We start from the raw sequence: 25,192 nt of genomic DNA, 5'->3' as shown, positions 1-25,192 counted from the left end.
TTTTATGACTAAATACAATCAACTTTTCAAACAACAAGTCGTGAATTTCTATTTCGAACATCACGAAAATCTTGCTTTCACATTAAAGCATTTCAACTTAGCGGCAAAAACCGTTAGATGTTGGATTGTACAATACAAATATTCAGGCACTCATGGATTAGCGGTATTACACCGCAAAAGAATTTACTCTCCTGAATTTAAACATAGTGTTGTTCAAACCATTCTCTCCGGCAGATAGGTGAACAAGGCAAAATTGCACCGAACCTGTTACAACAGGATTTTAGTGCGAGTAAACCGAATGAGAAGTGGCTGACTGATATTACCGAATTTAGCGTGAAAGATGAAAAGTGCTATTTTCCCCAATTTTAGATTGCTTTAATAATGAACTGATTGCTTATGGATTAAGTCGTCACCCAAATGGCATGTTAGTGCAAGAAATGCTGTTACAAGCGGTTAAAAAATTGCCGAGCTATCAACGCTTATTAGCGAAAAATAGGATTTCTCAAAGTATGTCTCGAAAAGGGAATTGTTTGGATAATGCGGCAATGGAAAGCTTTTTTGGGCGAATGAAAACGGAGTGCTTTCACGGAAAATCGTTTACTAGCATTGATGAACTTGAAAAGGTTATCAATGATTATGTGCGGTACTATAATGAAGAACGAATCCAATTAAAATTAAAAGGACTGAGTCCGATACAATATCGAAAGCAGTCCTTTAAATAACAGTCTAACTTTTGGGGGTCAGATCAAAGGCTTTTCTATTTCAATTGATTTCCGGGTATTTCATTTTTATTAAGGTAAAATTGACGGTACCAAACTGATATAGTAGCCTACTCTAACCCCTGTGAAGAAAGAATCATCTGGCACTGATAAGATGTGGCAGGTAAGACTTTTGATTTGGGTGTGCTTGATTTTGGTGCTGGTTCGAACCACGAATACAATTCAGCCCCACAGCCATCACCTGCAGGTAAAGCGGCTTGATTTTCACAATTTTTTGCATCTTGCGGGCAGCTTAAACGCACGTGAATGTGCGAATCATGCCCATACCAAGGGCGGATTTTTTGTAACCACGCACGATCTACTTTTTCCATGTTACACAATTTTACTTTAATTGCAGGGTTTACAAAAATACGGTTCACTCTGCTATCTTGTGCGGCTAATTTAATTAAGTTGAACTGGCCTGGCGTCCAAACTCGTTCATCGACAATCTGTCTATCTCGATCAACCATCAATGTTGCTAAACCAGCTGGGTCACGTGCTGTTTCATCGTCCATCGGTCCAAAACGTAACCAAATATCTGCATCTAACCCTGTTTGGTGGCTAGCATGCCCTGCAGAAAAACGCCCACCTGCTGGCATTCCCATATCACCAATTAAAATTGGTGGAAGTCCCGAAGCTTTTGTTCGCTGTCCTAATTTGGTAAGGTAATCTAAAAGTTGTGGATGCCCGTAATAGCGATTTTTTATCGAACGAATGACTTGATAGCCTTCGCCCTTTAATGCCAACGGTTGAGCACCGATAATACAGCCGTTGCTATAGCCACCGATAGATTGCGGTTGCCCAGAAATAGGTTTGCGAATTTTTTCCCATTGGGTTGCCATTGTACTGCCTGAAAGAAAGGCAAGGCTTACGATAAATACATTTTTTGCTAGTTTCATTTTGTTTCCTATATACCTAGGGATTCCCCCCTTAGACTACGTATAAATAAGCCCTTATAGGGCTCCAATTCTTTATAACTTCCCAGATTCGTAGAGTGTGATTTATAAGTAAGCATATACCTTACAACAACTCCCAACTCAAATTGGAAATCAAACGACATGGTTTACATTGAAAATAGAATATCTCGTGCAATGGCTTAGCTAATTTCCAATCCCTACCACAGCAAGGGCATGTGCGATGATGTTCGACTTGTTCATCATTGCCTAAACGGTAGAGATAATAATAGACAGGTACGCCCACTTCTTGTTCAATCTGACGAGCAAGTGCCATACCTTGTTGGCTCAGTTTGCTCTGATATTCGCTAATTTCAGCAAGAGCCGGTTGCTCTAATGCACCGCCATTCATCTGTAGCTGATCGCACGCTTGCCAACTCTCTTGCCATTTAATTACCGCCTGTGCAAGCGGTGGATTTTGTTGTAAAAGTTGATAAAGTGGTGCAGGTTTTAAGCTATTACCCGATTTAATCGGAGAGCAGCTATCCAAATACGTGGTATAGAGTATCAAAAATTCAGGCTGTTCATCACGGCTGGTTTCATCTGCTTGATAATCCTGCCCGATGATTTCAAAACCTGCAAATTCTACGCCAATTTCGCCCGCTTGTTGGAACGCCTCATTCACCCATTCATTGTTCCATTTCGGCAATAGGCTTTCTTGTTCAGGAATCGGCACTCTCGCCTCGAAATGATCTTGATGATAAGTTACTCCAAATTCACGTCCAATAATTTGCCCATTGTAACGCCACTGATTGATGATTTGAGAAATAACAGTAACAGGATCGGTTTCAAAATTTGCATAATTAAAATAAGCAACGGCTTGATACATTAGGCTTTTTCCCTTTCTTGTTGCACTACTGAAGTCGGCTCTTGATGGATAATCACTTCCGACATCGGAAATGCTTCCAAAATTTTCTGCTCAAGGCTATCAGCAATATCGTGCGCCTCTAACAGAGTAAGATGATCTGCCAATTCCAAATGCATCTGAATAAAACGTACCGCACCTGAGCGACGAGTCAGAATATCATGTATACCAATAATGTTTGGATGTTTGGTTGCGATCATTACAATTTGCTCAATTTCTTCAGGTGGCAATGCAATATCTAACAGAATATTGACCGCTTCCCAAAGCATTTTCAAGGCATTAAAAGCGATATAAAGGGCAATTAAAATGGCGAAAATCGCATCAGCATAAATCAAGCCAAATAAGTTGAGCACCATCGCAATCAGAATAGCTACGTTCATCAACAAATCGGTTTGGTAATGCAGAGAATCCGCTTCAATGGCAGGGCTTTGTGTGAGCTTTACCACTTTTTTCTGATAAATAACCAACGCTGCGGTCACAATAATAGAGACGATACTGACTAAAATCCCCAGTTGAGAATCTTCAATCAGTTGCGGATTAGTCAGTTTGTGGAAGCCTTGCAGTAAAATGAAAATCGCTGAACCGCTAATAAACGCACTTTGAGCAATCGCCGCAAGCGATTCTGCTTTGCCATGCCCAAAAGCGTGATTTTCATCGGCAGGTTGCAAGGCAAATTTCAACACGAACATACTCACCAGTGAGGCAAATAAATCCAACACAGAGTCGGTCATCGCCGCCAACATCGTAATTGAACCTGTTTTCCACCAAACAAAGGCTTTTAATAAAATAAGAAAACACGCCACCGCAATCGCAAACATAGCAGCGCGTCTCACCAAGACTGCGTATTGTTTTTCCATCGTTAAAATTAAATAACGTTAAAATAAAAAAGTGGGCGTTAAACCCACTTTTCCTTCCTAAGATTTGATTAGAAATCTAACAATTCTTTCTCTTTATCGCCCAACACTTCATCTACTTTCTTGATGAAACCATCTGTAATTTTTTGAATTTCATCTTGTGCTTTGCGCTCTTCATCTTCGCTGATTTCTTTATCTTTTAACAAGGCTTTGATTTGATCGTTCGCATCACGACGCACGTTACGGATCGCAATTTTGCCTTGCTCGCCTTCACCTTTTACAATTTTAATTAAATCACGACGACGCTCTTCTGTTAATGGAGGCAGTGGAACGCGGATTGTTGTGCCCGCTGAAGATGGGTTTAAACCTAAGTCAGAGGTTAAAATCGCTTTTTCTACTGCAGAGATTAAAGAACGGTCGAATACGTTTACCGCTAAAGTACGAGCATCTTCTGCAACCACGTTTGCTAATTGACGAAGTGGCGTTGCCGCACCGTAATATTCCACTTGAATGCCATCTAAGAGGCTTGGTTGTGCACGACCTGTGCGGATTTTAGAAATGTGGCTTTTTAACGCTTCTAAGCTTTTTTCCATACGCTGTTGCGTATCTTTTTTGATTTCGTTGATCATCTATTTTTCCTTCGATTGAATAAATTTAAAACAGCTAAATTAAAATTAAGAAATGGTTGTACCTTCAGTGGTTCCCGTAATTACTTCACGTAACGCACCTGCTTTCCCCATATTAAACACACGAATTTGCATACCGTGGTCACGTGCAAGCGTAAATGCAGCTAAGTCCATAACTTGTAACTCTTTGTCGATCACTTCAGCATAAGTCAATTGATTATATAACACTGCATCAGCAAATTTTGCAGGATCTTTATCATACACGCCATCCACTTTTGTCGCTTTTAACACTACATCCGCTTCAATTTCGATACCACGTAAGCAAGCCGCTGAATCTGTTGTAAAGAATGGGCTACCTGTTCCCGCAGAGAAAATCACTACACGACCTTCACGCAACATTTTAATCGCTTCAGACCAGTTGTAGGTATCGCAAATCCCGTTTAATTGGAATGCAGACATCAACTTCGCATTGACATCCGCACGATGCAACGCATCACGCATCGCCAATCCATTCATTACGGTTGCAAGCATCCCCATATGATCGCCGACTACACGGTTCATCCCCGCTTTCGCTAATTTTGCACCACGGAATAAATTACCGCCACCGATTACGACACCAACTTCCACACCCATTTCGATTAGTTCTTTAATCTCAAGTGCCATACGATCCAAAATCGAAGGATCAATACCGAAGCCCTCGTCGCCTTGCAAAGCCTCACCACTTAATTTTAATAAAATGCGTTTATAAATCGGTTTGCTCATTTTAATTGCCTCTGTTTGAAGTGAAAACAAAAATCGCAGTATTATAAAATAAAATTATCTCATTTTATAGCAATAAAATTTCTATTTTAAAATCAATTCATTACAATCTTTTTATTTCTTCCATTTCCGAACCCTCACCTATTTTTCCGAAACTCACTTTTTAACCACTCATATTTATTCAGACAAACGGGCTGAATATTCACCCCGTTTTCAACGACTGCTTATTACTGATGAACTTCCGCCCATTTGAAATTTTCGACTTCTTTTGAAAGCTCAAAGCCCTCTTTAGTCGTAATGTCTAAGCGAATTTTCGTCTCGTCTATACCAAAACCTCGTCCTCTTGGTGGGTTTGTAATACAGTTTGGATCAGCTTCATCTACCTCTGCCATAAAGTCGGTGGCTTCACTGTATGCAATACCTGCATTGGTATCAATCGTTACAAATTCACTCGTCTGCCCGTTGACATCTTCCTCAAATGCCGTTACTTTCAACTTATCTCGACCATATTCAAGGTAACGTTCCTCAGGCATACCGTTAGCATTTGTGCCTTTTAATTTAATTGCCTCAATTCTCCCATCTGATTGATTTTGCTCAATAGAAAGCTCGTCAAGATGAGCCAACACCACACCTTTAATTTTAGGTGTTTCATTTTGTAGGGTAATTGTTTTAGAAAAATTGTTATAGTAGGTAGTAAATTCAATATAATCAATATCTTCAGGCATATGGTAATCTTCGCTAGGTTTTTCGCCATTTTGGCTGAAGAATACATTACTGCCCTCACTAGGATATGAGCTATCAAGAACAGAGCTACCTCCATCGCTATAATACTGACGAACTTGTACATAATCTGTCTCTTGGTTTAAATAGCGTGAAATCTTTTTGCCATTTTCCAACACTCCGTGTAGTTTTAACTCGCTAAGTGTGTTGTTTTCAAATTTATATGTAAAGTCTGTTACAGACACAAAACGATTTAAATCAACTGCTTTCACACGGTTGTATAAAACAGAAGTGGCTTTTACTGGCGACGTTAATGTTAATTGCACCACATCTCCTTGCTTATAACTACGGTGTACTTTCAACAGCCCTTCTTCATTGACTTTTACGCCATTAACTTCCCAGCCTGCATATTGCTTACCTACTTGAATAACCAAATCGGTATTGCTCGTGTCTACAACATAATCTCCACTTACTAATTTCGCTTCATCTTCGGGATAATGGATTGCAGACTTTACTATAAAGAGATTAAGCGAGATTATCACGAGGTAAAAGAGGCTATCTTATCGCTGTATAAAAAGAACAGAAAACGAGATGGTTATCGCCCCATGACGTGTAAATTATGTCAAATGGGTTTTAATTTGAATCATAAAACAGTGTTAAAGCTGATGAACGAGTTAGGTATTCATTCCATTTTACGCAAGAAAAGACATGGAAAACGAGGAAAAACATCGCATATTGCCCCGAATTTACTGAATCGTGATTTTACCGCAACGGCACTCAATCAAAAATGGGTAACGGATGTAACGGAATTTCATGTTGGGCAAGAAAAGCTTTATTTTTCACCGTTGATGGACTTGGCTAACCGAGAAATTATTGCCTATAACTTTGCAACACGCCCGAAGTTTTCATTGGTAAAAAAGATGTTAGCACAAGGGCTTAGTCGGCTTAAACCGACAGAATGTCCGATTATTCATAGCGACCAAGGTGTATTGTATGGTACGGCGGAATGGGGGAAAATGTTGGAGGGTAAAGCGGTGCAAAGTATGAGTCGCCGAGGAAATTGCTACGATAATGCAGTGATTGAGAGCTTTTTTGCGATATTAAAATCAGAGTGTTTTTACTCACAAACTTATCATTCAATTGCTGAATTACAGGCTGAAATTGAAGAATATTTAGTGTATTACAACCAAAAACGAATTAAACTTGGTTTCAATGGATTGAGCCCAGTACAATACAGAGCTCAATATTTAAGTTAACTAATTGTCCAACTTTTGGGGGGCAGATCAGCCTTGCATGACCTCTTGGGTTTGTGTCCCTTCACGCCCTTCAATTTCCACGTTTTTGAAATAGTACGAACCGTCTTTGGCTTCAATCGGAGTTTTATCTAAATAGACCGATTTTAACCCGTCTACTAAACCTTCAATTTCCCCTTCTGAAAGCACTTCCACAATTTTAATACGTTGTTTACTGCGTCCACTCTCTTTTGCCTCAACGGGCGTATGTGCTTTTTTCTTTTTGCGGAATAGTCCCATAATTTGCCTGCTTTTAACTTTACTTTCTAGAATAGAGATTTATAATGTATTTACATTATATTTATAGGTTTGGTATATGTTTGAGCTTGACGGTTTTGAATGGGACAGTAATAAAGCAGAGATTAACATCCGAAAACACGGTGTAACCTTTGAAGAAGCTACCACCGTTTTCTATGATGATTTTGCCTTATTTATGCCAGACCCAGAGCACTCTTTTGATGAAGAACGCTTTTTACTGCTCGGATTGAGTGAAAAAAATCGAACTTTAGTAGTTGTTCATTGTGAACGTGATCAAAATATTCGCATTATTTCAGCCAGACGAGCAACGTTACGAGAGACAAAACAATATCAGGAGCAAATACGATGAAAGAAGAATATGATTTCAGCCACGCGGTGCGTAATCCTTATGCCGCAAAACTTAAAGCGAAAAAGGTTATCACGATTCGCCTTGATGACGAGTCTGTCGATTATTTCAAATCACTCTCCGCCGAAATAGGGATTCCTTATCAAACGCTTATTAACTCTTACCTCAAAGATTGTGCGATCAACCATCGTAGACCCAACTTAAACTGGGCATAAAATAACCCGAAGTATAAGAATGCTTCGGGTTATTTTTTTCTCTTACACCACATCAAAGGTCTCAATCCCTTGCGAGATAATCAACGACCCCACCAAAATTCGCCCGTAAGCCAGTGGCATAGCTTGCCCTTGTGCGACCCGATTTTGTAGCCCGCTGAATGCCGTCGAAGATTTTTTCTCTTGCTCATTGAAACTCCCCATACTCGGCGTTTTAGTCAGCATTTGTGCCACCCCACCTAGCAACATAGATGCCCCCATTCCGCCTAACATCATTGCCGTTTGTGAAGCGATAATCCCTCCCACAGGACCGAGTAACACCGCCGCACCAATCAAAGCAACGCCCGCAATCACGCCAAATACACCACCACGTTTCGCCCCTTTTAACACTGGGGTAAAATGCACCGTCATTCCCGCTCTCAAGCGGTAATGCAAGCCTTTTTCTAAATATTGCGAACCAATACGGACTTTATACATCCCTTTTTGCATCATGTGACGCAGTCCTTTTAGTTGGCTCATCAAGGCTTTTAACGCCTCTGCCACCGTTTGGCAATCCAGCTGAAAATCCGTGCCAAAACGCTTGAGTGAGCCGTAAAATTTAATCTTGATCATATATCTCCTTAGATATAATTTGTATCTTATTGAAAATATAATCTATACATTATAAAATAAGATAAAACTTACCCAATAAAACCACAAAATGAAAAAACAATCTCAATGGACGGTAATCGCTACTGAACGATTTAATCTCTGGCTGCTTGAGCAAACCGAAGATGTTCGTCAATCGGTGTTTGCATCGCTCAATAACTTGAAAATGTATGGTTACCAGCTTTCACGTCCTTATGCTGACACGATAAAAGGCTCAAAATATCCGAATATGAAAGAACTTCGCATTCAGCATAAAGGCAAGCCGTTGCGAGCGTTTTTCGCTTTCGACCCACTTAGACAAGCTATTGTGCTCTGTGCGGGGGATAAAAGTAACGACAAACAATTTTATGAGCGAATGATTAAAATCGCCGATGCAGAATTTACCGACTACTTACAAAGTTTGGAGCAATAAGATGAAAAAAATGTACACCCTTGAAGAGATGATTGCCCGTGAAACACCTGAGTCTCAACAAAAAATCAAAGAGATGTCCGATGAACTGATTTTAGAAACAGGGCTTGCGATGATTCGTGAAAACCTAGCATTGTCGCAAAAAGAGATGGCTCAAGCCGTAGGTGTATCTCAATCCGCGATTGCTCAGATTGAACAGCGTGGCAATGATGTTAAACTCTCTACACTTAAACGCTACATTGAGAAAATGGGCGGTGAACTCAGCCTTGCCGTCAAAATGCCAACAGGTTACAGCCAGATTTTTCCAATTTAACCTAAAATGCCGAGCGGAATGGAAAAATCCAACTGTTCAGCATTGTGGTGTCGCCAAATCGAGTGCGTATGTTTGAGCCAGTAGCCATCGTATAAATCTCGCTTGCTAAGCCGTTTGGGGCTGTGGTGCAATACTTGCTGTTCTCCTAAGTAAATGCCCGCGTGATTCGGCACGTTCGCCCCTACCTGCATCAAAATCACATCGCCAATTTGCAAAGTTTCCTGAGCATCTAACCGCTTGAAACCTTGCCCTTCGAGATTATCTAAGTAAAGATTTTGCCCGTTGTGCCACCACTCATCGGGGCGATTGAACTCGTCCATATCTAAACCCGCTAAAAAGTAGAAATCTTTAAACAGCGTGTAGCAATCGGTTTTGCCGTGCTCAAAGGTTCTGCCAACAAGCGGGTCAATTTTCGGGAAACGTTGCAATTTACCCTCACAGACTAACAGCCAATCGCAATCGGTGTGGGCGAACATCTGACGGTCGGCAAGCGATAACACAGGTTCGCCGTTCGGGTGTGAATGGACAATCGCCTCAATCCACCCCAATTTTTCCGCCTCGATTTGCTCCTCAGGCGAAATCTCAAAGAAATTGAGCGGATCGGCTGCCACGTTTTCACAAGGTAAAAAGGTGGGTTTGCTTGTCTGATAACTTAAAATAACAAAACCGCAGGCTTCATTCGGCTCTGCGGTTTGGCAATAGTAAAGAATTTCAAATTTTAATTTATAAGGAATTTTCATCTTGGCTTCCAATAAAAAGCCCATCTAGGAAAACCTAAATGGGCGATAAAATTGATGGTTATTCTGTTTTTTCTGCATTTATACGTTCAAAGTCATCAAAATACTTCATATCAAACAGTGATATTGATTCAATTTCTGATACTCTAATCACATTTCGAAAATATTTCAAATTTAACTTATCTTCACTTTCAGTATGAGAAATATTGTATTTTTGATAAACTGATAAATAATTACAATCAAAAATAATGTTTAATTGATCTTTATGCCTATATCCACTCAAATAAGGAATAATCACAATATTTTCTAAGTCTGCTGAAGAGAACTGTGTACCATCAACAATACCAACATATACTTTTTTCGATTTTAGCGAGACCTTTACTGGAATTTGAGAATTCATCGCAGAGAAAAGTAAATTAACAATATTATTGGCACTACTCATCTCTTGATAAATTTGACTAGTATCTAATTTTTTCTGGTTAAGTTCTGTTCGACAAGCTAAAAGAGCACCTAGTGTAATCAGTAAATAGTAAACTTTAATCTCTAAAATATCCGTGATTAAATAATCTTCTAGAGAAAACCGTTGATAATGGAAGCCTAAATAGATAGGAACATTTAAGAGAACTGAAACAATATAAAGGAATCCAAATACAACCAATGTAAAAATGATTCCTCTAATAACAAATTTAACACCATGAGAACCTAATAAAACATAAGATTCCCAACCACTACTCCGCTTTAATTTAAAGCGCTCAGGAAGATAATTGCTCGAATAATAATATCCGAGAATTAAAATGAGCATCACAATTAATATTGCCACTTAATGTTTTTCCACCGTGATTTTTTCAAGTGATTTCATATGTTTTTTAATATTATTTCTGACTTGCTCATCATTATAATTTAAAGAAACATTCCCATTTCTATGAAATACTAATGGACCATTCTCTACTGTTTCAGGAAGGATTTCTGATGGAAATAATCTTACATAGATTTTATTAACTAAGTCATTAGTCTTTTTTATTACAAAGTTGCTTGTGAATTTTTTCATCATTAACTCCTAAGATATCAAAAGCTCATCACTAAGATGAGCTTCCTTGCTATATGGTGTATGTTAAACTACTTTTGACAAGCATACAACATAAGTTATGTGATCTTATTCACAAATCTCACCTTACCCCAATTTATTGACTCCAATAAACCCACCATAATTGAGGGTGTTATGACGTAGCTGACAACCCCGCAAGCACCCTGAGCATTTATCTTTTTTGGGGTCGGTGGTCGGTTGGTCTTTTTCATCTGCAACAGGTCTGCCCGTATAACCGCATTCGGTTGAGCGATACACCCACGGGCACGTGACTAAAATCGTTCGCTTGTTAATCAAGGCATTATCAGTTTCGGTCGGCAACGCCAGCGTAAAGGTCGCCATATCTTGCGTGAGCGTGGTTAATTGCTCAATCAGGTAATAACTGACTCGCTCTTGCTGTGGATCGGCATTGCGATTACCCGCTTTAAAGTTTGCGGCATCTAAAAATTGGGCATACACTTGCCGTCTGCGTACAATCGCACCTAAGCATTGCTCGAAGTTGTTCGAGAGTGCAGTCACAAAGCCATCAAAATTGACGACCGTGAGCGTGGGTCGATTGCTCGCCCCCTGTCCTGACATTTCAAAGCCTTCTGCCTTGATGCCAAAGGGCGTATAGCGGTTGCCTTGCCAAATAATCGGCTGAGTGAGTTCATTCGTGCCCGCATAAAAACGGAACAGCTCGCCACGATTGCCATCCTTGCCCGTAAGCTGTCGCATATCGACTTCGAATAAGTCAAGCAACGCTGTTTGTTCGAGCTTTGCCAGTTCAAGCTGAAATGTTGGAGTGATATTTGCGGTCATGAAACGACCTCCTCAAACTCGCCAGTCAGTTGCCAATAGCTTTGTTGGTAGGTAATTTGATGCTCTTTACATTTATATTTCCCCTGTTGACCAAAAGGTGGCGTCCAGAGAAAGGCTTGATAGCCGCCGTGGCGAGTGAGGAAATCATCAATCTGCTTGATCTTGGCAATATTGCCGCTAAAAGTTAGGCTAAAGGTGGCTCGATTATGGTTCAACCCTTGCGGGCGAGATTGGGTATAGCCATCGCCAAAATCAACTTCACTCAATTTCGGGCTTTGCTTTTTGCTCGCTTGATAATCAGGACTAAAATTTAAGGTTTCCATCAATGCTCCATTTGCGTGTTGAGATAAATTAAATCCAATTGCTTAATCACATCAATTTCCCAACTGTCGAGCTTCATTTTATAGAGCCTGCCCCACGCCTCTATTTCCGTAAAAGTCAGCGGGTTCAAGCTCATTCCGCACTGTCTCGCCGTGGAAAGTTGTTGGAAATAACCCAATAAATAAGCCACCGCATCGTTCGGTGGCTCATTTTCAAGCTCGACGGGCATTTCACCTGTCTGCTCATATAGCGAGAGTAAATGTGCCCGTAAGGTCGCTTTACTCTCTTTGGGATGTTTATCCAGCTCAAACTCTTTTTGGGCATAACGCAGCAGGTCGTCAATTAAGCCGTCAAGAACTTTCCCAAATCGTTGGAATGCTCAAGGATTTGGTCAATCATCCAATCGCATTCACTCAATACTATACGGGCATTCTCTTCGCTAAAGGCAAGCGGTTTACCTTCCCACTCTAAACCGTCCCAATTCTCTAAGCGGCTTAAGGCAAGCTCTAAGGTTTCTGTGCGTAATTCATCTAAACCTTTTAATTGAGGCTTGCGACTTTTGGCATTTTCAATTTCACGCAATTGCTCTTTTTTCAGTTTTTTCTGCAAGTAGGCAAATGCCTTGTCTGATTTTGCCGACACCACACTGATTTTTACCCCCAATTCATCACTCGTTTCAGGATGAAGCAAGTTAAAGGTAAAGGTTTCTGCTAAAGCTGATTTTGATAAGTTTTTTAAGTCCATAAAATTTCCTTATGTTGCAAAAAAACGGTCAACATTGACCGCTTGTAAAGGTATTAAGCCAACGTATCTTGCACAATCATTGTCGTAGCCACTTTTACGCGGTCATCAATCGTGCTGGCTGCATCCCACACCCCTGGGAAGGCATCAAAATTGAGTGTTTGCATTAAGTTTTTTGCCCCGTCGTCAATTTCAGAAGAGGTGACTTTAATCGCTGGCAGAATAATCGCCATGTAATCGCTGTTGTTCGCGGTTTCTGCATCCATACGCAAGGCAAGTGAAAGGTTAGTGCCAAGACGTACCGCATCAATCATCGCTTTATTTTGCAGATACATGGTAAACGAACCACTGACGGCAACGGTGCCAATGAACACATCGGGAGCATAAGTCGCCCCTAGCACGGCTTCACTGGATGCATTCAAATCAATATCGAGCTTAAACGAGGTAATCAGTGCCATTTGTTGTTTATTCACTTGTAGCGAACCTTTCACGCCCGCTAATTTACCTGATTGAGCGATATTCGGTGGGTTTGTAAAATATTGCGTTGCACTTTCTTCACCACGTTGCCCTAAAAAGGTGACGGTAACAGAGGCAATGCCATTCGGCTCCACTTCCAGTGATAATTTTGATACACGGCAACCAAGATATTGACGGGATAAACCAATATCTTTAAACCAATCTTCAATCGTGAAGCTGTCGGTGGTGTGTGCCATTTGTGGTACAACTAAAATCTTGCCGTTTTTCTCACCTTGCCCGTTTGCGGTTTTCTTGATAATCGGCGGTTTCGCTTCAGCACCAAAAGCACCCCGTAAAGCAGCCGCAAATGCCCACGCCCATTGCCCTGCGGCAAGTTCACCTTTTACATCGCCTTCGACTTTTTCAAACCCGACAATCGAAGCCGCACGTTGCATATCGTCGCGAATTTCTCCAGACTGGAATGACTCAAAATTAACGTTAAGTGAAGTTTCAATGCGAGGCAATAATTTCGCACTATTTTTGGCAGGTTTCGTGCCGAAGGTGGTTTCTTTAGACAGTGCCACCGAACGCTGTGTCCCTTGTGAGTTTGCCATAATTAGTTCTCCAATTCGTAGGCGGTAAAATGGATGGTGATCGGCAATGCAAGGCTATTGCCTGATAAAAAAAGCCCACCGATTTGCGGTGGGTGATGAATAATCAGCTGAATGTGGGGTTCAACCACACTCAAGCCGTAGAAATGTTGGCGTAGCTGACTCGCTCTCTGCTCAATCGCTTTGGTGCCTTGCCCGTTGTCAAAAAATAAAGTGAGCTGCAAAAAGCCTGTTTCTGTCGCAAGCGGTTTATCGGAAATCGTACTGGTCTTTGCTGTATTGACCGTTAAATAGACCGCTTGATAAGGCAGTTTAGGCTCTGTTTTCACGCCTTCCCAAGCGGTCGGAAAAGCATCCAATTTTGCTAAATGACTTTCTAAAATGCGTCGGATTTGCGGTTTCATTGCCTACCTCACAGCGTTGAATGTTGAGCATAATACGCATTGATTTCATCCACGGAAATGCGAATCATCCCTTGAGGGGCTTGCACAGAATAACCGCGTTGTGTCTTCCCTGTTTTGGAAGGGCTAGGATATAACCCATACTCCAGCATCGGGGCGTAAGGTTTATCCGTCGCAATCACTATCGTATCGGACAACTGAGCCTGAGCAATGGCGATTTGGCTGCCATCGTAATCTCGGTACAGCATTCAAGGCAACCGTCCACGAACGTCGCAACGCACCACTATCAACAGGGGTTTTCTTCTGTACCTTGTTGAGGGTATCTAACGCAATTTTGCGAAAGCCTTGTGTTTGAGCCAATAATGCGGAATCCACAAAATTCCCTACCGTGGCACTAAATCTACCCATAACGTCTTCCTTGTGCTTGATAATAAATCGCTTGTTGTGCAGGACGAATCGGCTGCACCCGAATCACTTGCCACTTTTCGCCATTGACCGACACAATGTCGTTCACATCCGCTTTTTCAGTGAGTAACATCAACACATCGCCCACTTGAACATCAGCATGCGTGGTCTGACGGCTAAAATCATAGGCAAGCGTATCAAATAAACAGGATGCCGATACACGGCGTTTTGATTGGCTCACTTCGCCCGTCTCGGGGTTATATTTGCCCGTTTTTACTTGTGAAATCACACAAGGGCTGCCAAACTGGCGAATAAGCTTGGTCGATACTTGCTGTAAGTTTTGATAAAGTTGCATTAGCCACGCTCCAATTTCACTACGCCAAAGCTACTGCGATCTAACCAAGCGACTAACAGTTGTCGCACATAATCAAAGCGGTTACTGCTATCGGCAATCGTTGCACGGTTGTCATAATTGACCGATAAACTGCCGACTTTCACGCTGGTCATCTTCTGCTCTGCGTTTTGGTTGAGATTTTCTTGTAATGCCAGTTCACACACGGCATAGATAATAGCGGTAGGGATTTTTAACGATTCAAATCCTTTACGCGGAAATTGGCGTAGCTGCATTGGGTCGGCTTTTTCGCCCATAAAGCGGTAATTCACATCTAAGAAATCTGACGCACTCACCAAGCGGCGAGCCTTTTCCTCTTCGTCTAACGCGGCCCACGCCGCTTTGCTCATTCGCAAATTGTGATACGCATTGGCTTCTTCTACGGAAAGATAAGCGGTCATTTTTGCTCCTTAACTTACCACCATTTGATCGCGGCAATTAAATTCGCCATCGCAAAGGTAAAAGCAATAAATAAAACAGCCCAAACAAGGACTTTAATTTGCGTATGCTCTAAATACATTTTCAGCATTTTACGCACCTCTTTAATTAAGATATAATTCACGGGTTATTCCTTCTTGTGTTGGAAGTTGGAATGAAAGAAGCCCCGTGTAATTCTCTGTTACACGGGGCTTCGCTTTTGTAGCGATTACTTGGTTTTCACCAACACGCCTGCAGTATCTTTCAATGAAGTTGCGGTTTTACGCCAGTTGGCTGAAGCCCCTAATTTAGTATCATCAGGCGATTTCCCGCCTGCAGTCATATCCCACTCATAACCGAGAATACCTAAGTTATAAGTCCATTCTGCTTGATAAACGGCTGCGATATTTTCACCGCCTAATTTCGGTTGCATTTCGCTGTTGAAATCGTTGTTACCGCTCACCATCACCGCATTTTCTTGTAAACCTAGCGTGTTATAAGCCGCACCAGTGCTATCCACTAATGCAGGGCTGTCTGTAACCACAAACAAGCGACCAAACGGATCACGCATCACACTCACGTTATCGTAAGTAAACAAGCGTTCTGCGTTGGTTAAGGCATTGTCGTACAAGGTGTGTAAGGTGGTTGAATGCACAATCCACGCTTTTAATGCACTAGAGCGGTCGCCAAATAACGCCGCTGCTTTGTTGAGTGTGCGGAAATTCGGGGCATTTTTCTTGTCGTCTAACACGGCTGTAGTTTGACCGCCAATCGCAGCAACCGCCCCTAAAATTGCGGTGTTTAACATATCCGCTAAACGGGCTTTTGCTAATTGCTGACCGATTTCTACCGCCGCAAGCTCAGGGTTTTGTAATACCCAACGATATTGTTGCGGTTCGTACTCAATCGGGTGCGTACCTGCAGCCACTTTTACTGCGACATTGAGTAATTGCTCTAAGCGTTTCGCTTGCACCGTACCACTGCCATACGCATTACGACGACGCACTAAGCCTTGAATCGCTTTAAAGCTCGCACGAATATCAAAATCCCCTTGCGTGGGGGCGTTTTGCAAGGTAATCACGCCACCTGAGGCTTGATTGAATTTTTCAATATCCTGATCGACGGTTTCAGTTAACGCTAAATGCGTTTGTTTGTTGAAGACTTGTAAGTCAAAAGCCATAATAAGCTCCTATGTTATGGTGCGATTGCACCGTAAATAAAAAAGGTGCAATCTCTTGCACCCGATTATGAATGTTGTTGCATATACGCAATTTTTTCTGCGTCAGTTTTACATTCGGTAAGGGATTTCGGGGCATTGCCACCGCCTGTTCCTGTGCCTGCACCTGAACCTGATGTGCCTGATGGTTTTAAAATCGCATCTTTATTTGGATACGCCCCGACTAACGCCTCTAATGCTTCCTCAAAATCGGCTTTTTCACCTGGGCGTGAACGGCTGTAAATTTCATTGCCATCGGCGAACTTCGCCACCACTTTACCTTCATCTGAAATACTGAAATGCTTACCAAAGAACGCTTGCACCACATCAGAAGGTAAATTTAAATGTTCTGCCGCATATTTAGAGCGAGCAAACGAACCACCAATGAGTTCTGCGTGCAATTGCGATTGCAGTTTTTCAGCGTGAGATTTGGATTCTGCCAGTTGTTCATCAAAGGTTTTACGCATTTCTGCTTTCACCTTTTCCACTTCGCCCGCATCAATCAGCTTTTTATCATCGAGATTTTTCACCGTTTCCAAGGCTTTGATAGCGGCTTTCGGATCGTCAATCCCCTCAAAGGCTTTCAATTTGGCTTCCACCGCCTCTTTTGCCTCGCGATATTGTTTCGCTTCGCCGTTTAATTCTGCGATTTTGACGGTTGCTTTATTCGCATCAAAGGGAATTTCCTTTCCATCTGCGTGAACATACACAGGCATTCCGTCTTTCACCACCACATTGTTGTTTTCATCAAGTTTAAGTTTCATTGTCATCATGGATTTCCTTCCAGTTTAGTGAGAGTTGCCTTTTCCAAGGCGTAAAAAAACCGCCTGTAACTTTCGCTACAAGCGGTTGATAATGTTTGTTAGGTTAAGATAATAAAAATGCCATGGCTGCTAAATATTTTTCTTTACGGAGAATATCTTCTTCTTTGATTCTAGGCAATCGAGAAAGATCGGCATTATGCTGTAAGTCTGCTAATTTAACTGAACGTGCTAAAGCATTTTGCTTAACTCTAATTAAATAATCTTGGTAGTCTTCACCTTTACGTTTTGATATAGCCAAGATGGCATTTGCGATCACATTACCAAATTGTTCTTGAATTTCATCAATGCTAATCGCCGTGTCTTCCACGCTATCGTGCAACCAAGCAACAGCACGCATTTCATCTGTTGAATTGTCTAAATGCTCTACAACAAATTCCAAATGCTCTATATATGGCTTACCAGCTTTATCTTTCTGACCGTAATGCAAATATCTTGCCAATACTTCAGCTTTTTCTGCCCACATTAATGCACCTTGATAAATTGAATGGCTTCTTTTTCACTAATTTCACGATAAGCATCAAAATCGCTAACTAAGATTTTATCCGCCCAAAACGAACCAAACTTTTTATCCCAATCTTCTTTATGAGGTTCATAGGTCGCAAATGAAAGTAAATTATTACCCATACCACGAATCAATTTTTGCTGATTGTCATCTAACTGAGCTAAGTAGTATTGATACATTATTTTACTCCTTTGATTTTTTGAATATCTTTTGGCATAACTAATTTAGCACTTAATTTCTGCATTTCAATATACAATTTTTCTTTTTCTTCTTGCTCGGTATTTGGGTCGCGAAAACGTTCATAAAGCTGATGTAATTCACCATTTTTTAACGCAAAACTTTCACTTGTATGATATTGCATCTCGAAAATTACATTATCTTTCTTTACAAGAGTAGTGATGAATGTATTAATGCCTTTATAAACAGTACCGTCCTTCCAAGTGTTTTTAACAATAATTGTTTTATACCCTTGTTTTTCTAAAGCGGATTGCATTTCCCTATATTGTGTTACAAAATTTTCAGGCGAGAATATTGCTGTATAGCGAATAACATCTTTAATGTTATCTATTGCTTGTTGTTCAGAAATCCCTGCTGTCATTTCCGTTTCTATTTTACGCTTCAACGAATCCATTGATTTTAAGCGATATTCAAGTCCAGCGACCTCACCATCTACAGAAGCGATAATAGTTGTCACAGCTTTTGTGATTTTGGGTTCTATTTCAACCGCTTGCTGATATTTTTTTATTACATCCATAGGATTATATTCTTGCGCTAAGTTAGATAAAGTATCGTTACGGATTTTATCGAGAAATTCGTGCCCTTGCCAAGTCAGCCCCGTGACATAAAAATCAAACTGCCCAATCGAAGAGCTATCCATTCCTTCGATTAAGCCTGCTTGATGCAGTAATTTAAAATGGTAAGCGACAGTTACACGATCAAAGCCTTGAATCTGATCGGACATCAAAAAATCTTCAGGAACAGCCTTTTCTTCCAGTTTAAGCAGAATGCGACGGATTAAATCCCAATTGCGTTTCATTGGATTGCCTTTATTTTCTTACCTTCGCTCGAATACGCTCAATCATCTTCTCAGCGGTGACTAAATTTAGCCAATATTTCTTTTATTTGTTCAATAACCTCTACTTTTTCTTGTTGAGTAATATTATCACTTACAAACTCAAGTAAATTCCAAAGGTTACCTAACATTTCATAAGTTTCAGAATTGTACTCTATATCATTATCTTCGATTTCAACAATCCATTCAGCTAAATTAGTAGTAAGAATAAAGAATAAATTATCATCAGCATTAATAAACATAAAATCAAAGCGTGCGTGATAATCCTGACGTTCTGCTGGTAACAATGGAAAAACAGCTAATAAGTCATTATCATTTTTAGCAACTGAAAATTTTTCTATTGCATTAATTAAAGAGGCTAAATCTTTATCCATTCATCTTTTCCTTCTATCTTACCTTTCTTAAAAAAGGAAATTATTTGCCCATCTTTATTTGATTGAATCACTGCGACTTTTAAAACTTCATCAAAAATAACGAAACGCCCGTTACGAGAATCAATATAGTTAGGCTTGTTATTCTTAACAAATTCAATAGCCTCTTCAAGTGAAAGCCCTGTTTTTGCTAATCTATCTCCAAATCTACTTAACCCGTGGTAGTCAATAATAATCCCTTCTTTCGCAAAAGCATAGTAAATACTTTCCGTTTTCGCTTTAAATTCATCGCTCCAATGAGTTCGTCTTATTGCTCTAATCGCTTCGGGTATATTGGAAAGCTCATCTAACTCCCTCAACGTCAACGCCCTGCCAGATTGGTCTAACATATCCGAAAACGTAATTACACCACGTTGCCATAAATCGGCTTTACCTTTACCCAGAATCTGCTCTTTCTCTTCAGCTGTTTTACTGTTGAGCCAACTCTCATAGTTAACCCGCTCATCGACCTGCCCATTCATTGAAGCACGGGTGCTGGTGGGTATTTCTTGCATTCCTTGCACGCCTAATTCTTCCCAGCTCTTGGTCACAAGCTGAAGAATGCTGCGACAACGTGGGTGCAACGGTGGGCGTTTGTAGGGAATGTTATGCCCGATTGGCTTTTTGTCTAAATCCCATCGCTTGCCATCACGCACTTGGCAAACGGTAGAAGTCCGCATATCCAAGGTAGAAAGATGCTCTTCACCTTGCAGAATATCAAGATTGGCATCACGCAAGGCTTCGTGAGCTGTATCAGCCACTTTTGCCACTGCGGTAATGACTAAAGTCTCTGCGGTACGACGGCTAACGCTCATTAACTCACGCACTTCGGTAGCAAGTTGTCCGTTTTGTTTGCCTTCTGCTACACCAGAGCGGATAATCCCCTCAAATTTAAAGGCTAAATCGGCACGCTGTTTATTCCACCATGCTTCTAACGGTTGCCCTTCAATCACGGCAACGTTTTTAATCGCTTTAATCCGTTCTTTTGGTACATCATTAAACAAATCAAAGCCGATTTCATCGTTATAAAGCTGGCTGATTTTGGCTGCTTCAAGCGATAAAAAACCGCTTAACTCGTCTTGCGTGTAAGCGGTCGTTTCTTGATACGTTTTTGCAATTTCCGTTTGCAGTTCGGTGAGCAGTTTATCCAGTTTTTTAGCGGGCAAGGCTTCGATACCGATAGCACTGATGCGGTTAATCAGCAATTTTTGCAGTGCATTTAACCGCTTGTACACCTGTTGTCGCAAGTGGGCATCATAGCGAAAATGCAAGATTTTGCGGTCAGTTAAAGCATGAGCAATGCGTTGTCTAAGTGTTTGTTTCTGATGTTTCTTCGAGGTCAAAATGCATTCCCTCCGACTGCAGGCGTTCTTGCTCTGTATCCCATTCTAAGCCGTCTGCCAATAAGCCACGGCGTTTGGCTTCGTCAAAGGTGGATTGATTCGAAATCACGCCCGCATTACGCAACTGAATCACACTTGCCATTGAAGCAGCAGGGTCAAGGTCGTTTTCAATGTTGCCCGAAATCTGCACGTTACCCACTTGCTCTTTGACAATGCCAAGCCAATGCCCTGTATATTCCAAGGCTAAATCAATCGCATCTTCAAAACGATTAGCAAGCAATCGTAATTGGGAAATTTCTTTACCTGCTTCATCGCGGGCTTGGCTGTCGGTCATTGCTAAGGCGGTTTTGGTCAGCAACTTCGCCCCTGCAGTTTTCATTTGCTCTTCTAAGTCTTTCAGGCTTGCCATTCCTGCTTCAATCGCTTGTCCAGAGTGTTCGACAAATTGCATTGAGCTGCCTGTTGGAAGATGAACCGCACTTCCACCAATCACAAGTTTATTCACCTCTTCATTAGAAAAAACGGCTAACAATGGCACGCGGGCGGTATTGGTGATGTTGTCCTGATCAGATTGGCTAGACCAATGCTTGATATTCAAATACGCCAACTCCATTAAAGGCGGCTCAATAGCATTAGTGAGTTCATTACGCTTGGTGATAAACGGCACAACAGGCACAAAATCAAGCGGTCGATTTTGTGCCGTCAGTTGCAATTCCGATTCAAAACGAAATTCACCCTCTGCTTCGCTAAATTTCCGCACTTTGCCGATTTCATACACATAAACGTGCTTCACGGTTTTCACGCCAAATTCGCCATCCTCAACCTGTTCATTGACAACATAGCGAAATTGAGTAATTGCTTGTTTACCATTGACTCGTGCAGTTTTAATGCCCAGCACTTGATGCGGTTTAATATGCACCCAATAAGGACGGGCATTTAAGGCTTTCTCTTCCGCACGGCTTTTCACCGCTTCAACACGCGCGAAATCAATCAAAGCAAAAGAGCAACCATACGCCAAGGCGGAATAAAACCAGCGAGAAGCAAACACATCAAGGTTATTGCCGACTAAATCCACATCATCAAAAAGGGCTTGTACTGTTTCTGTTACATCGGCAACGTCAATCGGGTTGAAGAACACACGCCCTGTCATTTGCGAAAGGGTTTCCGACAAAGCAGGATAAAGCGTTGAACGCTCAAGGCGTTTGCGGTAACTATCGGGCTCTTCCATTTCCATTTGGAAAAGGTAGGTTTGTGCGGCTTTTCGCATTGTTGCCGTGCCACCGAGTAAATCATCAATGATTTTGGTTTTCTTGGTTAATTCCACCATTTCAGCGGTGGGAAGATGAACTGACATAGTGAATCCTTAATAGAGTTTGAGGGCGGTTTGTTTGAGCACATCACGTCTAATTGGGGCAAAGCACATTACAAGTGCATCCGCTTTATTCGGCGACGGAATGCCACGCTTACGCATATCTTTCTTACTTTCTACCCGTACTTTGCCGTTATTATCGTAATCTACGCGAGGGCGAGAGAGTTCTGCTTTTAAATAGTCCAAGTCAGGTATATCGCTACTGAGTGAAATCATTTCATCAACGGGATAAACATCACCATATTTGATCGCACGATAGGTCTTATAAAAACGGTCTCGTAATTGCCACCATGCTTGTGCTTTAATATTGGCGAACATATCGCCGTTTTTCTTGCCTTGTGTGTAAAAGGAATCAGGGTTAAACACCGCAGCACCCGCATTAAAACCGATACAGTTGATCTGATTCGTCTCAATTTCTCGGTATTTTGCTTTCACACCTGCCCCCACACCGATAGAGTCGAAAACAATCTCATCTGCTTGCCATTCCACTGCTTTTGAATGGGTGCGTAATGCGGATTTAATCACATCTTCGCCCCGCCACTCCTCTAAACCAAGCACCACAGAACCGTGTGCAAAACAGATAGCATTCGCATCAGCCCCATCATCGGCAACGTCAAAGCCCACAATTTTTCGACCGCTTGCGGTAAAGTTCAAACGTTTGTGAGCATCAACAGCACATTCAATCCAAACAGGCTTAATAATTGCCAAATCACTGTCTGCAACAGGCTCGCCAAGCCAAATATGACGGTAAAGCTCAAAATCTCGCTCTTTGCAGCTTTCCATCTCAAGCCGCAATGTTTCGGGAAAGTAGGGGTTTTCAGTAAAATTGACCTTCTGGATAAAGGCATTATGTGGAGGGTTAATCACAAACCGTTGGTAAGTTGGATCAAGCAAGTTTTTCGGGTTAAACGTAATCCAAATTTCAGAACCCTCTTTACGAATAGTTGGGATCAAGATATTCCAACTTTCATCAGAGACGTTTTCGGCTTCTTCAATCCAAACTAAATCAATCCCCTCAAGTGATTTAATTTTGTTCGGGTTATTTTTGATGCCATAAAACATAAATTCAGCACCCGTTTTCAAGCAATAAATCGCATTGCGTTGTACTTCAAAATCAGCCAAATAACCTAAATCTTCGATCGTGTCCGCAATCAACTTAATCACCGAATCACTCATCGAATTTTGCAACTCACGCCCACCATAAAGCACCTTATAGCGAAATGGGCTAATTAGCGGTTGTAGTATCGGATTTAGTTTCTGTCGCATCGCCAAATAACTCCGATAGTGATGGTAGTTTTTGTTCTTTTTTTACTTCAATTTCAAGTTGATTACCTTCTTTCCAACCGCCTTGTGTTTTTAAGTAAAAAATCTGAGCAGTAATATTGCCTTCACGAGCTTGTTGAATGAGAGATTTTGCAACCGTACCGATCGCATTTGTTCGCCCTTTTTTATAGCGTACCGAAACCTCTTCTTGTCGTTCCATAATACGATGAAATGTAGTTCTACCAATGCAGAAATAATCTGCTATCTGGTCTAAAGTAAGAAATGATGCTAATGCTTCTACTTGAGCAAGTTGATCATCATTTAAAACCGTTGCAGGACGACCACCTTTATTTTTCTTATCAGCCATCAGAACCTCGCTTCAATCCTTGCAATGCAGCTGCACTTACCCAACTTTCGTGAGCAGGAATTTTCATACTTTTGAGCAATTCTCGCTTTTCTTTTTCGTCTTTACACACCACAACAAAATAGAACTCCGCAGAGTTAGCCTCTTTTAATTTTTCCGTACTCTCTTTACGGTGAGCCTTAATCTCGTCGAGGGATGCTTTCGTCTCTTTAACTTCTGGATCATCTTCAAACAACTCACTGAAACGACTATCTCCATCAAATAATAAATCAACATCCAAACGGTCAAAACCCATATCATCAAACGAAACACCAAGCTCTAAATTGATTTCCGCTAATAAATCAGTTTGCCAACTTCTTACCTCTATCGTTTTCTCACCATTAGCGATTAAATGTGCCCAAGGTTGTCTTACAGATAACGCTTTCATATTTTTACCTTATATTAAAAATTTGAGATTATTTTAGCAAAAAATGTTTGCAATGACAACATAAAGTACTATAATAGCCACATCAACAAGCAATAGGGCTTGTTAGATATTCACACGCTAACTTATCAAATAAGGAAAAGATTATGTCAGTAATGATTTTAAGCAACAACCACATCAATGCCATTGTTCAATATGCAGAATACTGCAAACTAGGCTTTTGGTTCAAAAATAACTATTATCAAATCAACAATAAAAATGATGCTGCAGAAATCGCAAAACGCTTAATGAATGCAAACATCAAATCATATAACAGAAGATATAATGACAACGCATTGTTGATTGAAAAGTTTAAATTCGGCTTTAATTATAAATACTGGCTTACTGGCATTGCACTTTATAAAATCTGCGATGCTTACGCATATAACACCTGTGAAATGCCACTCTGGGACGGCTCAATAGAAAAAGCATTCATTGAAGCAGTTAAAAAAGAGGCACTTCAACGATCTGAAGAGTACAACCAAGCACAATGGACAATTTAAAACCCAACGCAGAAATCTACCACAACCCTAGCCGCGAATATATTTCGCGGCTTTTGACCGAGCTTCAACAACACATGTCTACATCACAAATTGCCAAACGGCTCGGCGTTAATCGCAGTACAATATACAATTACCTACGTGAAGAAACAGATCAACGCTTTACGCCTTGCCCATACGCAGTACAGTTTACTCTAGAAGTGCTCTTAAAAAGCTTAAAGGATTAAAATGGACAATTTAAAACCCAACGCAAAAGAATTTTATAACCCTAGCCCTGAATATATTTCGGGGCTTATTGCTATCATTCAAAATAAAACAGGTTTCTCACTCGCAAAAATTGACTATATGCTCGGTTTAAGTCGCGGAACATTAAGAAATTATATGCGTGACCCACAAACAGATGAACGCTATCGTCCACATCCTTATACCGTTCAATTCACCCTTGAAGAACTAATTAAAAACTTGCAAGCAGAAAAATCAGAATAAGC

The 25,192-nt window shown here is 41.0% G+C and carries 41 protein-coding genes and 2 pseudogenes; 10 read left to right on the top strand and 33 right to left on the bottom strand.

Annotated features, from left to right (window positions below; all coding sequences use genetic code 11):
- Nucleotides 1-4 precede the first annotated feature (4 nt).
- A complete protein-coding gene (locus tag B0185_RS10450) occupies nt 5-238 on the top strand; it encodes an IS3 family transposase (RefSeq protein WP_005706376.1) in 234 nt (77 codons plus the stop codon).
- Between the two features lie 17 nt (nt 239-255).
- A pseudogene (locus B0185_RS10105) lies at nt 256-722 on the top strand (IS3 family transposase); the annotation flags it as partial.
- A 107-nt stretch (nt 723-829) separates the two neighbouring features.
- Here B0185_RS10105 and mepA read toward each other — a convergent pair.
- The 6 genes from mepA to B0185_RS01820 all read right to left on the bottom strand — a co-directional run bounded on the left by mepA (nt 830) and on the right by B0185_RS01820 (nt 5,969).
- Nucleotides 830-1,657: a penicillin-insensitive murein endopeptidase gene (gene mepA / locus B0185_RS01845; RefSeq protein ID WP_005706755.1), complete on the bottom strand. Its 828-nt coding sequence runs from the start codon at nt 1,655-1,657 to the stop codon at nt 830-832.
- 121 nt (nt 1,658-1,778) lie between these two features.
- Nucleotides 1,779-2,540 carry a Zn-ribbon-containing protein gene (locus B0185_RS01840; protein ID WP_005706752.1) on the bottom strand — a complete coding sequence of 254 codons (762 nt, stop codon included), beginning with the start codon at nt 2,538-2,540 and terminating at the stop codon, nt 1,779-1,781.
- Complete coding sequence (locus B0185_RS01835; protein ID WP_039863285.1) at nt 2,540-3,433, bottom strand: cation diffusion facilitator family transporter; 894 nt, start codon at nt 3,431-3,433, stop codon at nt 2,540-2,542. The genes B0185_RS01840 and B0185_RS01835 overlap by 1 nt, the downstream gene beginning before the upstream one ends.
- A 68-nt stretch (nt 3,434-3,501) precedes the next feature.
- A complete protein-coding gene (gene frr / locus B0185_RS01830; RefSeq protein ID WP_005706753.1) occupies nt 3,502-4,059 on the bottom strand; it encodes a ribosome recycling factor in 558 nt (185 codons plus the stop codon).
- A gap of 45 nt (nt 4,060-4,104) precedes the next feature.
- On the bottom strand, nt 4,105-4,818 hold the full coding sequence (pyrH, locus tag B0185_RS01825; protein WP_005706757.1) for a UMP kinase: 714 nt from the start codon (nt 4,816-4,818) through the stop codon (nt 4,105-4,107).
- A 224-nt stretch (nt 4,819-5,042) separates the two neighbouring features.
- The gene (locus B0185_RS01820) at nt 5,043-5,969 is read right to left on the bottom strand and encodes a hypothetical protein (protein WP_005706750.1); all 927 of its coding nucleotides are present in this window, start codon (nt 5,967-5,969) and stop codon (nt 5,043-5,045) included.
- Between the two features lie 63 nt (nt 5,970-6,032).
- On the opposite strand from B0185_RS01820, the gene B0185_RS01815 reads away from it, so the two are divergent.
- Nucleotides 6,033-6,791, top strand: a complete 759-nt coding sequence (locus B0185_RS01815) for an IS3 family transposase (RefSeq protein WP_078208072.1) — start codon at nt 6,033-6,035, stop codon at nt 6,789-6,791.
- A gap of 36 nt (nt 6,792-6,827) precedes the next feature.
- On the opposite strand, the pseudogene B0185_RS01810 reads toward B0185_RS01815, so the two are convergent.
- Nucleotides 6,828-7,067: pseudogene (locus tag B0185_RS01810) on the bottom strand (hypothetical protein); the annotation flags it as partial.
- Nucleotides 7,068-7,143: 76 nt separating this feature from the next.
- On the opposite strand from B0185_RS01810, the gene B0185_RS01805 reads away from it, so the two are divergent.
- Nucleotides 7,144-7,434, top strand: coding sequence for a BrnT family toxin (locus tag B0185_RS01805; RefSeq protein WP_005705812.1), 291 nt, complete (start codon nt 7,144-7,146; stop codon nt 7,432-7,434).
- Complete coding sequence (locus B0185_RS01800; protein WP_005705669.1) at nt 7,431-7,646, top strand: BrnA antitoxin family protein; 216 nt, start codon at nt 7,431-7,433, stop codon at nt 7,644-7,646. The genes B0185_RS01805 and B0185_RS01800 overlap by 4 nt, the downstream gene beginning before the upstream one ends.
- 42 nt (nt 7,647-7,688) lie before the next feature.
- Here the strand turns inward: B0185_RS01800 and B0185_RS01795 are convergent, their stop codons facing one another.
- On the bottom strand, nt 7,689-8,255 hold the full coding sequence (locus B0185_RS01795; protein WP_005705652.1) for a tail assembly protein: 567 nt from the start codon (nt 8,253-8,255) through the stop codon (nt 7,689-7,691).
- 88 nt (nt 8,256-8,343) lie between these two features.
- On the opposite strand from B0185_RS01795, the gene B0185_RS01790 reads away from it, so the two are divergent.
- Both B0185_RS01790 and B0185_RS01785 read left to right on the top strand, forming a co-directional pair.
- Complete coding sequence (locus B0185_RS01790) at nt 8,344-8,703, top strand: type II toxin-antitoxin system RelE/ParE family toxin (RefSeq protein ID WP_005705805.1); 360 nt, start codon at nt 8,344-8,346, stop codon at nt 8,701-8,703.
- A gap of 1 nt (nt 8,704) precedes the next feature.
- Nucleotides 8,705-9,013 carry a helix-turn-helix domain-containing protein gene (locus tag B0185_RS01785; protein ID WP_005705848.1) on the top strand — a complete coding sequence of 103 codons (309 nt, stop codon included), beginning with the start codon at nt 8,705-8,707 and terminating at the stop codon, nt 9,011-9,013.
- Here the strand turns inward: B0185_RS01785 and B0185_RS01780 are convergent.
- From B0185_RS01780 to B0185_RS01670, 25 genes are all read right to left on the bottom strand, one after another.
- Nucleotides 9,010-9,753, bottom strand: coding sequence for a C40 family peptidase (locus tag B0185_RS01780; RefSeq protein ID WP_039863041.1), 744 nt, complete (start codon nt 9,751-9,753; stop codon nt 9,010-9,012). The genes B0185_RS01785 and B0185_RS01780 overlap by 4 nt on opposite strands.
- Nucleotides 9,754-9,811: 58 nt before the next feature.
- Nucleotides 9,812-10,570: a hypothetical protein gene (locus B0185_RS01775; protein WP_005705809.1), complete on the bottom strand. Its 759-nt coding sequence runs from the start codon at nt 10,568-10,570 to the stop codon at nt 9,812-9,814.
- Nucleotides 10,571-10,801 carry a hypothetical protein gene (locus B0185_RS01770; protein ID WP_005705685.1) on the bottom strand — a complete coding sequence of 77 codons (231 nt, stop codon included), beginning with the start codon at nt 10,799-10,801 and terminating at the stop codon, nt 10,571-10,573.
- A 120-nt stretch (nt 10,802-10,921) separates the two neighbouring features.
- Entirely contained in the window at nt 10,922-11,635 is a 714-nt protein-coding gene (locus B0185_RS01765) for a phage minor tail protein L (protein ID WP_005705787.1), read from the bottom strand.
- Nucleotides 11,632-11,958, bottom strand: coding sequence for a phage tail protein (locus B0185_RS01760; RefSeq protein ID WP_005705626.1), 327 nt, complete (start codon nt 11,956-11,958; stop codon nt 11,632-11,634). The genes B0185_RS01765 and B0185_RS01760 overlap by 4 nt, the downstream gene beginning before the upstream one ends.
- Nucleotides 11,958-12,260 carry a phage tail assembly chaperone gene (locus tag B0185_RS01755; RefSeq protein ID WP_314739795.1) on the bottom strand — a complete coding sequence of 101 codons (303 nt, stop codon included), beginning with the start codon at nt 12,258-12,260 and terminating at the stop codon, nt 11,958-11,960. The genes B0185_RS01760 and B0185_RS01755 overlap by 1 nt, the downstream gene beginning before the upstream one ends.
- A 38-nt stretch (nt 12,261-12,298) precedes the next feature.
- Complete coding sequence (locus B0185_RS01750; RefSeq protein ID WP_005705631.1) at nt 12,299-12,700, bottom strand: hypothetical protein; 402 nt, start codon at nt 12,698-12,700, stop codon at nt 12,299-12,301.
- Nucleotides 12,701-12,753: 53 nt separating this feature from the next.
- Nucleotides 12,754-13,767, bottom strand: coding sequence for a phage tail tube protein (locus B0185_RS01745; RefSeq protein WP_005705634.1), 1,014 nt, complete (start codon nt 13,765-13,767; stop codon nt 12,754-12,756).
- A 2-nt stretch (nt 13,768-13,769) separates the two neighbouring features.
- The gene (locus B0185_RS01740) at nt 13,770-14,168 is read right to left on the bottom strand and encodes a phage tail terminator-like protein (protein WP_005705727.1); all 399 of its coding nucleotides are present in this window, start codon (nt 14,166-14,168) and stop codon (nt 13,770-13,772) included.
- A gap of 8 nt (nt 14,169-14,176) precedes the next feature.
- Nucleotides 14,177-14,413: a hypothetical protein gene (locus tag B0185_RS10325; RefSeq protein WP_232610046.1), complete on the bottom strand. Its 237-nt coding sequence runs from the start codon at nt 14,411-14,413 to the stop codon at nt 14,177-14,179.
- Entirely contained in the window at nt 14,331-14,573 is a 243-nt protein-coding gene (locus tag B0185_RS10320; RefSeq protein WP_005705781.1) for an HK97 gp10 family phage protein, read from the bottom strand. Before B0185_RS10320 ends, B0185_RS10325 begins: the two co-directional genes overlap by 83 nt.
- Nucleotides 14,566-14,925: a hypothetical protein gene (locus B0185_RS01730; RefSeq protein WP_005705651.1), complete on the bottom strand. Its 360-nt coding sequence runs from the start codon at nt 14,923-14,925 to the stop codon at nt 14,566-14,568. Before B0185_RS01730 ends, B0185_RS10320 begins: the two co-directional genes overlap by 8 nt.
- The gene (locus tag B0185_RS01725; protein ID WP_005705789.1) at nt 14,925-15,362 is read right to left on the bottom strand and encodes a DnaT-like ssDNA-binding protein; all 438 of its coding nucleotides are present in this window, start codon (nt 15,360-15,362) and stop codon (nt 14,925-14,927) included. Before B0185_RS01725 ends, B0185_RS01730 begins: the two co-directional genes overlap by 1 nt.
- A gap of 14 nt (nt 15,363-15,376) precedes the next feature.
- On the bottom strand, nt 15,377-15,523 hold the full coding sequence (locus tag B0185_RS10200) for a hypothetical protein (RefSeq protein WP_005705846.1): 147 nt from the start codon (nt 15,521-15,523) through the stop codon (nt 15,377-15,379).
- 84 nt (nt 15,524-15,607) lie between these two features.
- Nucleotides 15,608-16,558 (bottom strand): major capsid protein, encoded by a 951-nt coding sequence (locus B0185_RS01720; RefSeq protein ID WP_005705714.1) that lies wholly within the window; start codon nt 16,556-16,558, stop codon nt 15,608-15,610.
- A 65-nt stretch (nt 16,559-16,623) separates the two neighbouring features.
- On the bottom strand, nt 16,624-17,364 hold the full coding sequence (locus tag B0185_RS01715) for a DUF6651 domain-containing protein (protein WP_232610044.1): 741 nt from the start codon (nt 17,362-17,364) through the stop codon (nt 16,624-16,626).
- A 97-nt stretch (nt 17,365-17,461) separates the two neighbouring features.
- Complete coding sequence (locus B0185_RS01710) at nt 17,462-17,881, bottom strand: HD domain-containing protein (RefSeq protein WP_005705703.1); 420 nt, start codon at nt 17,879-17,881, stop codon at nt 17,462-17,464.
- Nucleotides 17,881-18,099, bottom strand: coding sequence for a hypothetical protein (locus B0185_RS01705; protein ID WP_005705827.1), 219 nt, complete (start codon nt 18,097-18,099; stop codon nt 17,881-17,883). The genes B0185_RS01710 and B0185_RS01705 overlap by 1 nt, the downstream gene beginning before the upstream one ends.
- Nucleotides 18,099-18,956 (bottom strand): DUF2513 domain-containing protein, encoded by an 858-nt coding sequence (locus B0185_RS01700; protein WP_005705786.1) that lies wholly within the window; start codon nt 18,954-18,956, stop codon nt 18,099-18,101. Before B0185_RS01700 ends, B0185_RS01705 begins: the two co-directional genes overlap by 1 nt.
- 50 nt (nt 18,957-19,006) lie before the next feature.
- Nucleotides 19,007-19,366, bottom strand: a complete 360-nt coding sequence (locus B0185_RS01695; protein WP_005705602.1) for a hypothetical protein — start codon at nt 19,364-19,366, stop codon at nt 19,007-19,009.
- Nucleotides 19,351-20,745 (bottom strand): minor capsid protein, encoded by a 1,395-nt coding sequence (locus B0185_RS01690; RefSeq protein WP_005705860.1) that lies wholly within the window; start codon nt 20,743-20,745, stop codon nt 19,351-19,353. The genes B0185_RS01695 and B0185_RS01690 overlap by 16 nt, the downstream gene beginning before the upstream one ends.
- Nucleotides 20,711-22,099, bottom strand: coding sequence for a DUF4055 domain-containing protein (locus B0185_RS01685; RefSeq protein ID WP_005705700.1), 1,389 nt, complete (start codon nt 22,097-22,099; stop codon nt 20,711-20,713). The genes B0185_RS01690 and B0185_RS01685 overlap by 35 nt, the downstream gene beginning before the upstream one ends.
- Before the next feature lie 9 nt (nt 22,100-22,108).
- Nucleotides 22,109-23,380: a PBSX family phage terminase large subunit gene (locus tag B0185_RS01680; protein WP_039862991.1), complete on the bottom strand. Its 1,272-nt coding sequence runs from the start codon at nt 23,378-23,380 to the stop codon at nt 22,109-22,111.
- Nucleotides 23,340-23,744, bottom strand: coding sequence for a hypothetical protein (locus B0185_RS01675; RefSeq protein WP_005705660.1), 405 nt, complete (start codon nt 23,742-23,744; stop codon nt 23,340-23,342). The genes B0185_RS01680 and B0185_RS01675 overlap by 41 nt, the downstream gene beginning before the upstream one ends.
- Nucleotides 23,737-24,168: an ASCH domain-containing protein gene (locus tag B0185_RS01670; RefSeq protein ID WP_005705763.1), complete on the bottom strand. Its 432-nt coding sequence runs from the start codon at nt 24,166-24,168 to the stop codon at nt 23,737-23,739. Before B0185_RS01670 ends, B0185_RS01675 begins: the two co-directional genes overlap by 8 nt.
- 143 nt (nt 24,169-24,311) lie before the next feature.
- Here B0185_RS01670 and B0185_RS01665 point away from each other — a divergent pair, with 143 nt between their 5' ends.
- The 3 genes from B0185_RS01665 to B0185_RS01655 are packed head-to-tail and all read left to right on the top strand — an operon-like array spanning nt 24,312 to nt 25,190.
- Nucleotides 24,312-24,707, top strand: coding sequence for a hypothetical protein (locus B0185_RS01665; RefSeq protein ID WP_005705606.1), 396 nt, complete (start codon nt 24,312-24,314; stop codon nt 24,705-24,707).
- Complete coding sequence (locus B0185_RS10410; protein ID WP_039862992.1) at nt 24,695-24,931, top strand: HTH domain-containing protein; 237 nt, start codon at nt 24,695-24,697, stop codon at nt 24,929-24,931. The genes B0185_RS01665 and B0185_RS10410 overlap by 13 nt, the downstream gene beginning before the upstream one ends.
- A 1-nt stretch (nt 24,932) precedes the next feature.
- Nucleotides 24,933-25,190: a hypothetical protein gene (locus B0185_RS01655; protein ID WP_005705748.1), complete on the top strand. Its 258-nt coding sequence runs from the start codon at nt 24,933-24,935 to the stop codon at nt 25,188-25,190.
- Nucleotides 25,191-25,192: the final 2 nt, after the last annotated feature.

This window comes from Haemophilus parahaemolyticus (assembly GCF_002015035.1).
In the GTDB taxonomy this organism is placed as follows: domain Bacteria; phylum Pseudomonadota; class Gammaproteobacteria; order Enterobacterales; family Pasteurellaceae; genus Haemophilus_A; species Haemophilus_A parahaemolyticus.
This window is presented reverse-complemented; position numbering and strand designations above follow the sequence as displayed.

What these genes read in the sequence shown, in the direction of transcription:
- B0185_RS01680 (WP_039862991.1), bottom strand. Translation starts at nt 23,380, where the DNA reads ATGCGACAGAAACTAAATCCGATACTACAACCGCTAATTAGCCCATTT.
- B0185_RS01725 (WP_005705789.1), bottom strand. Translation starts at nt 15,362, where the DNA reads ATGACCGCTTATCTTTCCGTAGAAGAAGCCAATGCGTATCACAATTTG.
- B0185_RS01685 (WP_005705700.1), bottom strand. Translation starts at nt 22,099, where the DNA reads ATGTCAGTTCATCTTCCCACCGCTGAAATGGTGGAATTAACCAAGAAA.
- B0185_RS01790 (WP_005705805.1), top strand. Translation starts at nt 8,344, where the DNA reads ATGAAAAAACAATCTCAATGGACGGTAATCGCTACTGAACGATTTAAT.
- B0185_RS01770 (WP_005705685.1), bottom strand. Translation starts at nt 10,801, where the DNA reads ATGATGAAAAAATTCACAAGCAACTTTGTAATAAAAAAGACTAATGAC.
- B0185_RS01730 (WP_005705651.1), bottom strand. Translation starts at nt 14,925, where the DNA reads ATGCAACTTTATCAAAACTTACAGCAAGTATCGACCAAGCTTATTCGC.
- B0185_RS01720 (WP_005705714.1), bottom strand. Translation starts at nt 16,558, where the DNA reads ATGGCTTTTGACTTACAAGTCTTCAACAAACAAACGCATTTAGCGTTA.
- B0185_RS01795 (WP_005705652.1), bottom strand. Translation starts at nt 8,255, where the DNA reads ATGATCAAGATTAAATTTTACGGCTCACTCAAGCGTTTTGGCACGGAT.
- mepA (WP_005706755.1), bottom strand. Translation starts at nt 1,657, where the DNA reads ATGAAACTAGCAAAAAATGTATTTATCGTAAGCCTTGCCTTTCTTTCA.
- B0185_RS01705 (WP_005705827.1), bottom strand. Translation starts at nt 18,099, where the DNA reads ATGTATCAATACTACTTAGCTCAGTTAGATGACAATCAGCAAAAATTG.
- B0185_RS01785 (WP_005705848.1), top strand. Translation starts at nt 8,705, where the DNA reads ATGAAAAAAATGTACACCCTTGAAGAGATGATTGCCCGTGAAACACCT.
- B0185_RS01815 (WP_078208072.1), top strand. Translation starts at nt 6,033, where the DNA reads ATGGATTGCAGACTTTACTATAAAGAGATTAAGCGAGATTATCACGAG.
- B0185_RS01670 (WP_005705763.1), bottom strand. Translation starts at nt 24,168, where the DNA reads ATGAAAGCGTTATCTGTAAGACAACCTTGGGCACATTTAATCGCTAAT.
- B0185_RS01835 (WP_039863285.1), bottom strand. Translation starts at nt 3,433, where the DNA reads ATGGAAAAACAATACGCAGTCTTGGTGAGACGCGCTGCTATGTTTGCG.
- B0185_RS10450 (WP_005706376.1), top strand. Translation starts at nt 5, where the DNA reads ATGACTAAATACAATCAACTTTTCAAACAACAAGTCGTGAATTTCTAT.
- B0185_RS01675 (WP_005705660.1), bottom strand. Translation starts at nt 23,744, where the DNA reads ATGGCTGATAAGAAAAATAAAGGTGGTCGTCCTGCAACGGTTTTAAAT.
- B0185_RS01710 (WP_005705703.1), bottom strand. Translation starts at nt 17,881, where the DNA reads ATGTGGGCAGAAAAAGCTGAAGTATTGGCAAGATATTTGCATTACGGT.
- B0185_RS01840 (WP_005706752.1), bottom strand. Translation starts at nt 2,540, where the DNA reads ATGTATCAAGCCGTTGCTTATTTTAATTATGCAAATTTTGAAACCGAT.
- B0185_RS10325 (WP_232610046.1), bottom strand. Translation starts at nt 14,413, where the DNA reads ATGCTGTACCGAGATTACGATGGCAGCCAAATCGCCATTGCTCAGGCT.
- B0185_RS01655 (WP_005705748.1), top strand. Translation starts at nt 24,933, where the DNA reads ATGGACAATTTAAAACCCAACGCAAAAGAATTTTATAACCCTAGCCCT.
- B0185_RS01715 (WP_232610044.1), bottom strand. Translation starts at nt 17,364, where the DNA reads ATGACAATGAAACTTAAACTTGATGAAAACAACAATGTGGTGGTGAAA.
- B0185_RS01665 (WP_005705606.1), top strand. Translation starts at nt 24,312, where the DNA reads ATGTCAGTAATGATTTTAAGCAACAACCACATCAATGCCATTGTTCAA.
- B0185_RS01780 (WP_039863041.1), bottom strand. Translation starts at nt 9,753, where the DNA reads ATGAAAATTCCTTATAAATTAAAATTTGAAATTCTTTACTATTGCCAA.
- B0185_RS10410 (WP_039862992.1), top strand. Translation starts at nt 24,695, where the DNA reads ATGGACAATTTAAAACCCAACGCAGAAATCTACCACAACCCTAGCCGC.
- B0185_RS01750 (WP_005705631.1), bottom strand. Translation starts at nt 12,700, where the DNA reads ATGGACTTAAAAAACTTATCAAAATCAGCTTTAGCAGAAACCTTTACC.
- B0185_RS01740 (WP_005705727.1), bottom strand. Translation starts at nt 14,168, where the DNA reads ATGAAACCGCAAATCCGACGCATTTTAGAAAGTCATTTAGCAAAATTG.
- B0185_RS01700 (WP_005705786.1), bottom strand. Translation starts at nt 18,956, where the DNA reads ATGAAACGCAATTGGGATTTAATCCGTCGCATTCTGCTTAAACTGGAA.
- pyrH (WP_005706757.1), bottom strand. Translation starts at nt 4,818, where the DNA reads ATGAGCAAACCGATTTATAAACGCATTTTATTAAAATTAAGTGGTGAG.
- B0185_RS01805 (WP_005705812.1), top strand. Translation starts at nt 7,144, where the DNA reads ATGTTTGAGCTTGACGGTTTTGAATGGGACAGTAATAAAGCAGAGATT.
- B0185_RS10320 (WP_005705781.1), bottom strand. Translation starts at nt 14,573, where the DNA reads ATGGGTAGATTTAGTGCCACGGTAGGGAATTTTGTGGATTCCGCATTA.
- B0185_RS01745 (WP_005705634.1), bottom strand. Translation starts at nt 13,767, where the DNA reads ATGGCAAACTCACAAGGGACACAGCGTTCGGTGGCACTGTCTAAAGAA.
- B0185_RS01765 (WP_005705787.1), bottom strand. Translation starts at nt 11,635, where the DNA reads ATGACCGCAAATATCACTCCAACATTTCAGCTTGAACTGGCAAAGCTC.
- B0185_RS01800 (WP_005705669.1), top strand. Translation starts at nt 7,431, where the DNA reads ATGAAAGAAGAATATGATTTCAGCCACGCGGTGCGTAATCCTTATGCC.
- B0185_RS01695 (WP_005705602.1), bottom strand. Translation starts at nt 19,366, where the DNA reads ATGGATAAAGATTTAGCCTCTTTAATTAATGCAATAGAAAAATTTTCA.
- frr (WP_005706753.1), bottom strand. Translation starts at nt 4,059, where the DNA reads ATGATCAACGAAATCAAAAAAGATACGCAACAGCGTATGGAAAAAAGC.
- B0185_RS01760 (WP_005705626.1), bottom strand. Translation starts at nt 11,958, where the DNA reads ATGGAAACCTTAAATTTTAGTCCTGATTATCAAGCGAGCAAAAAGCAA.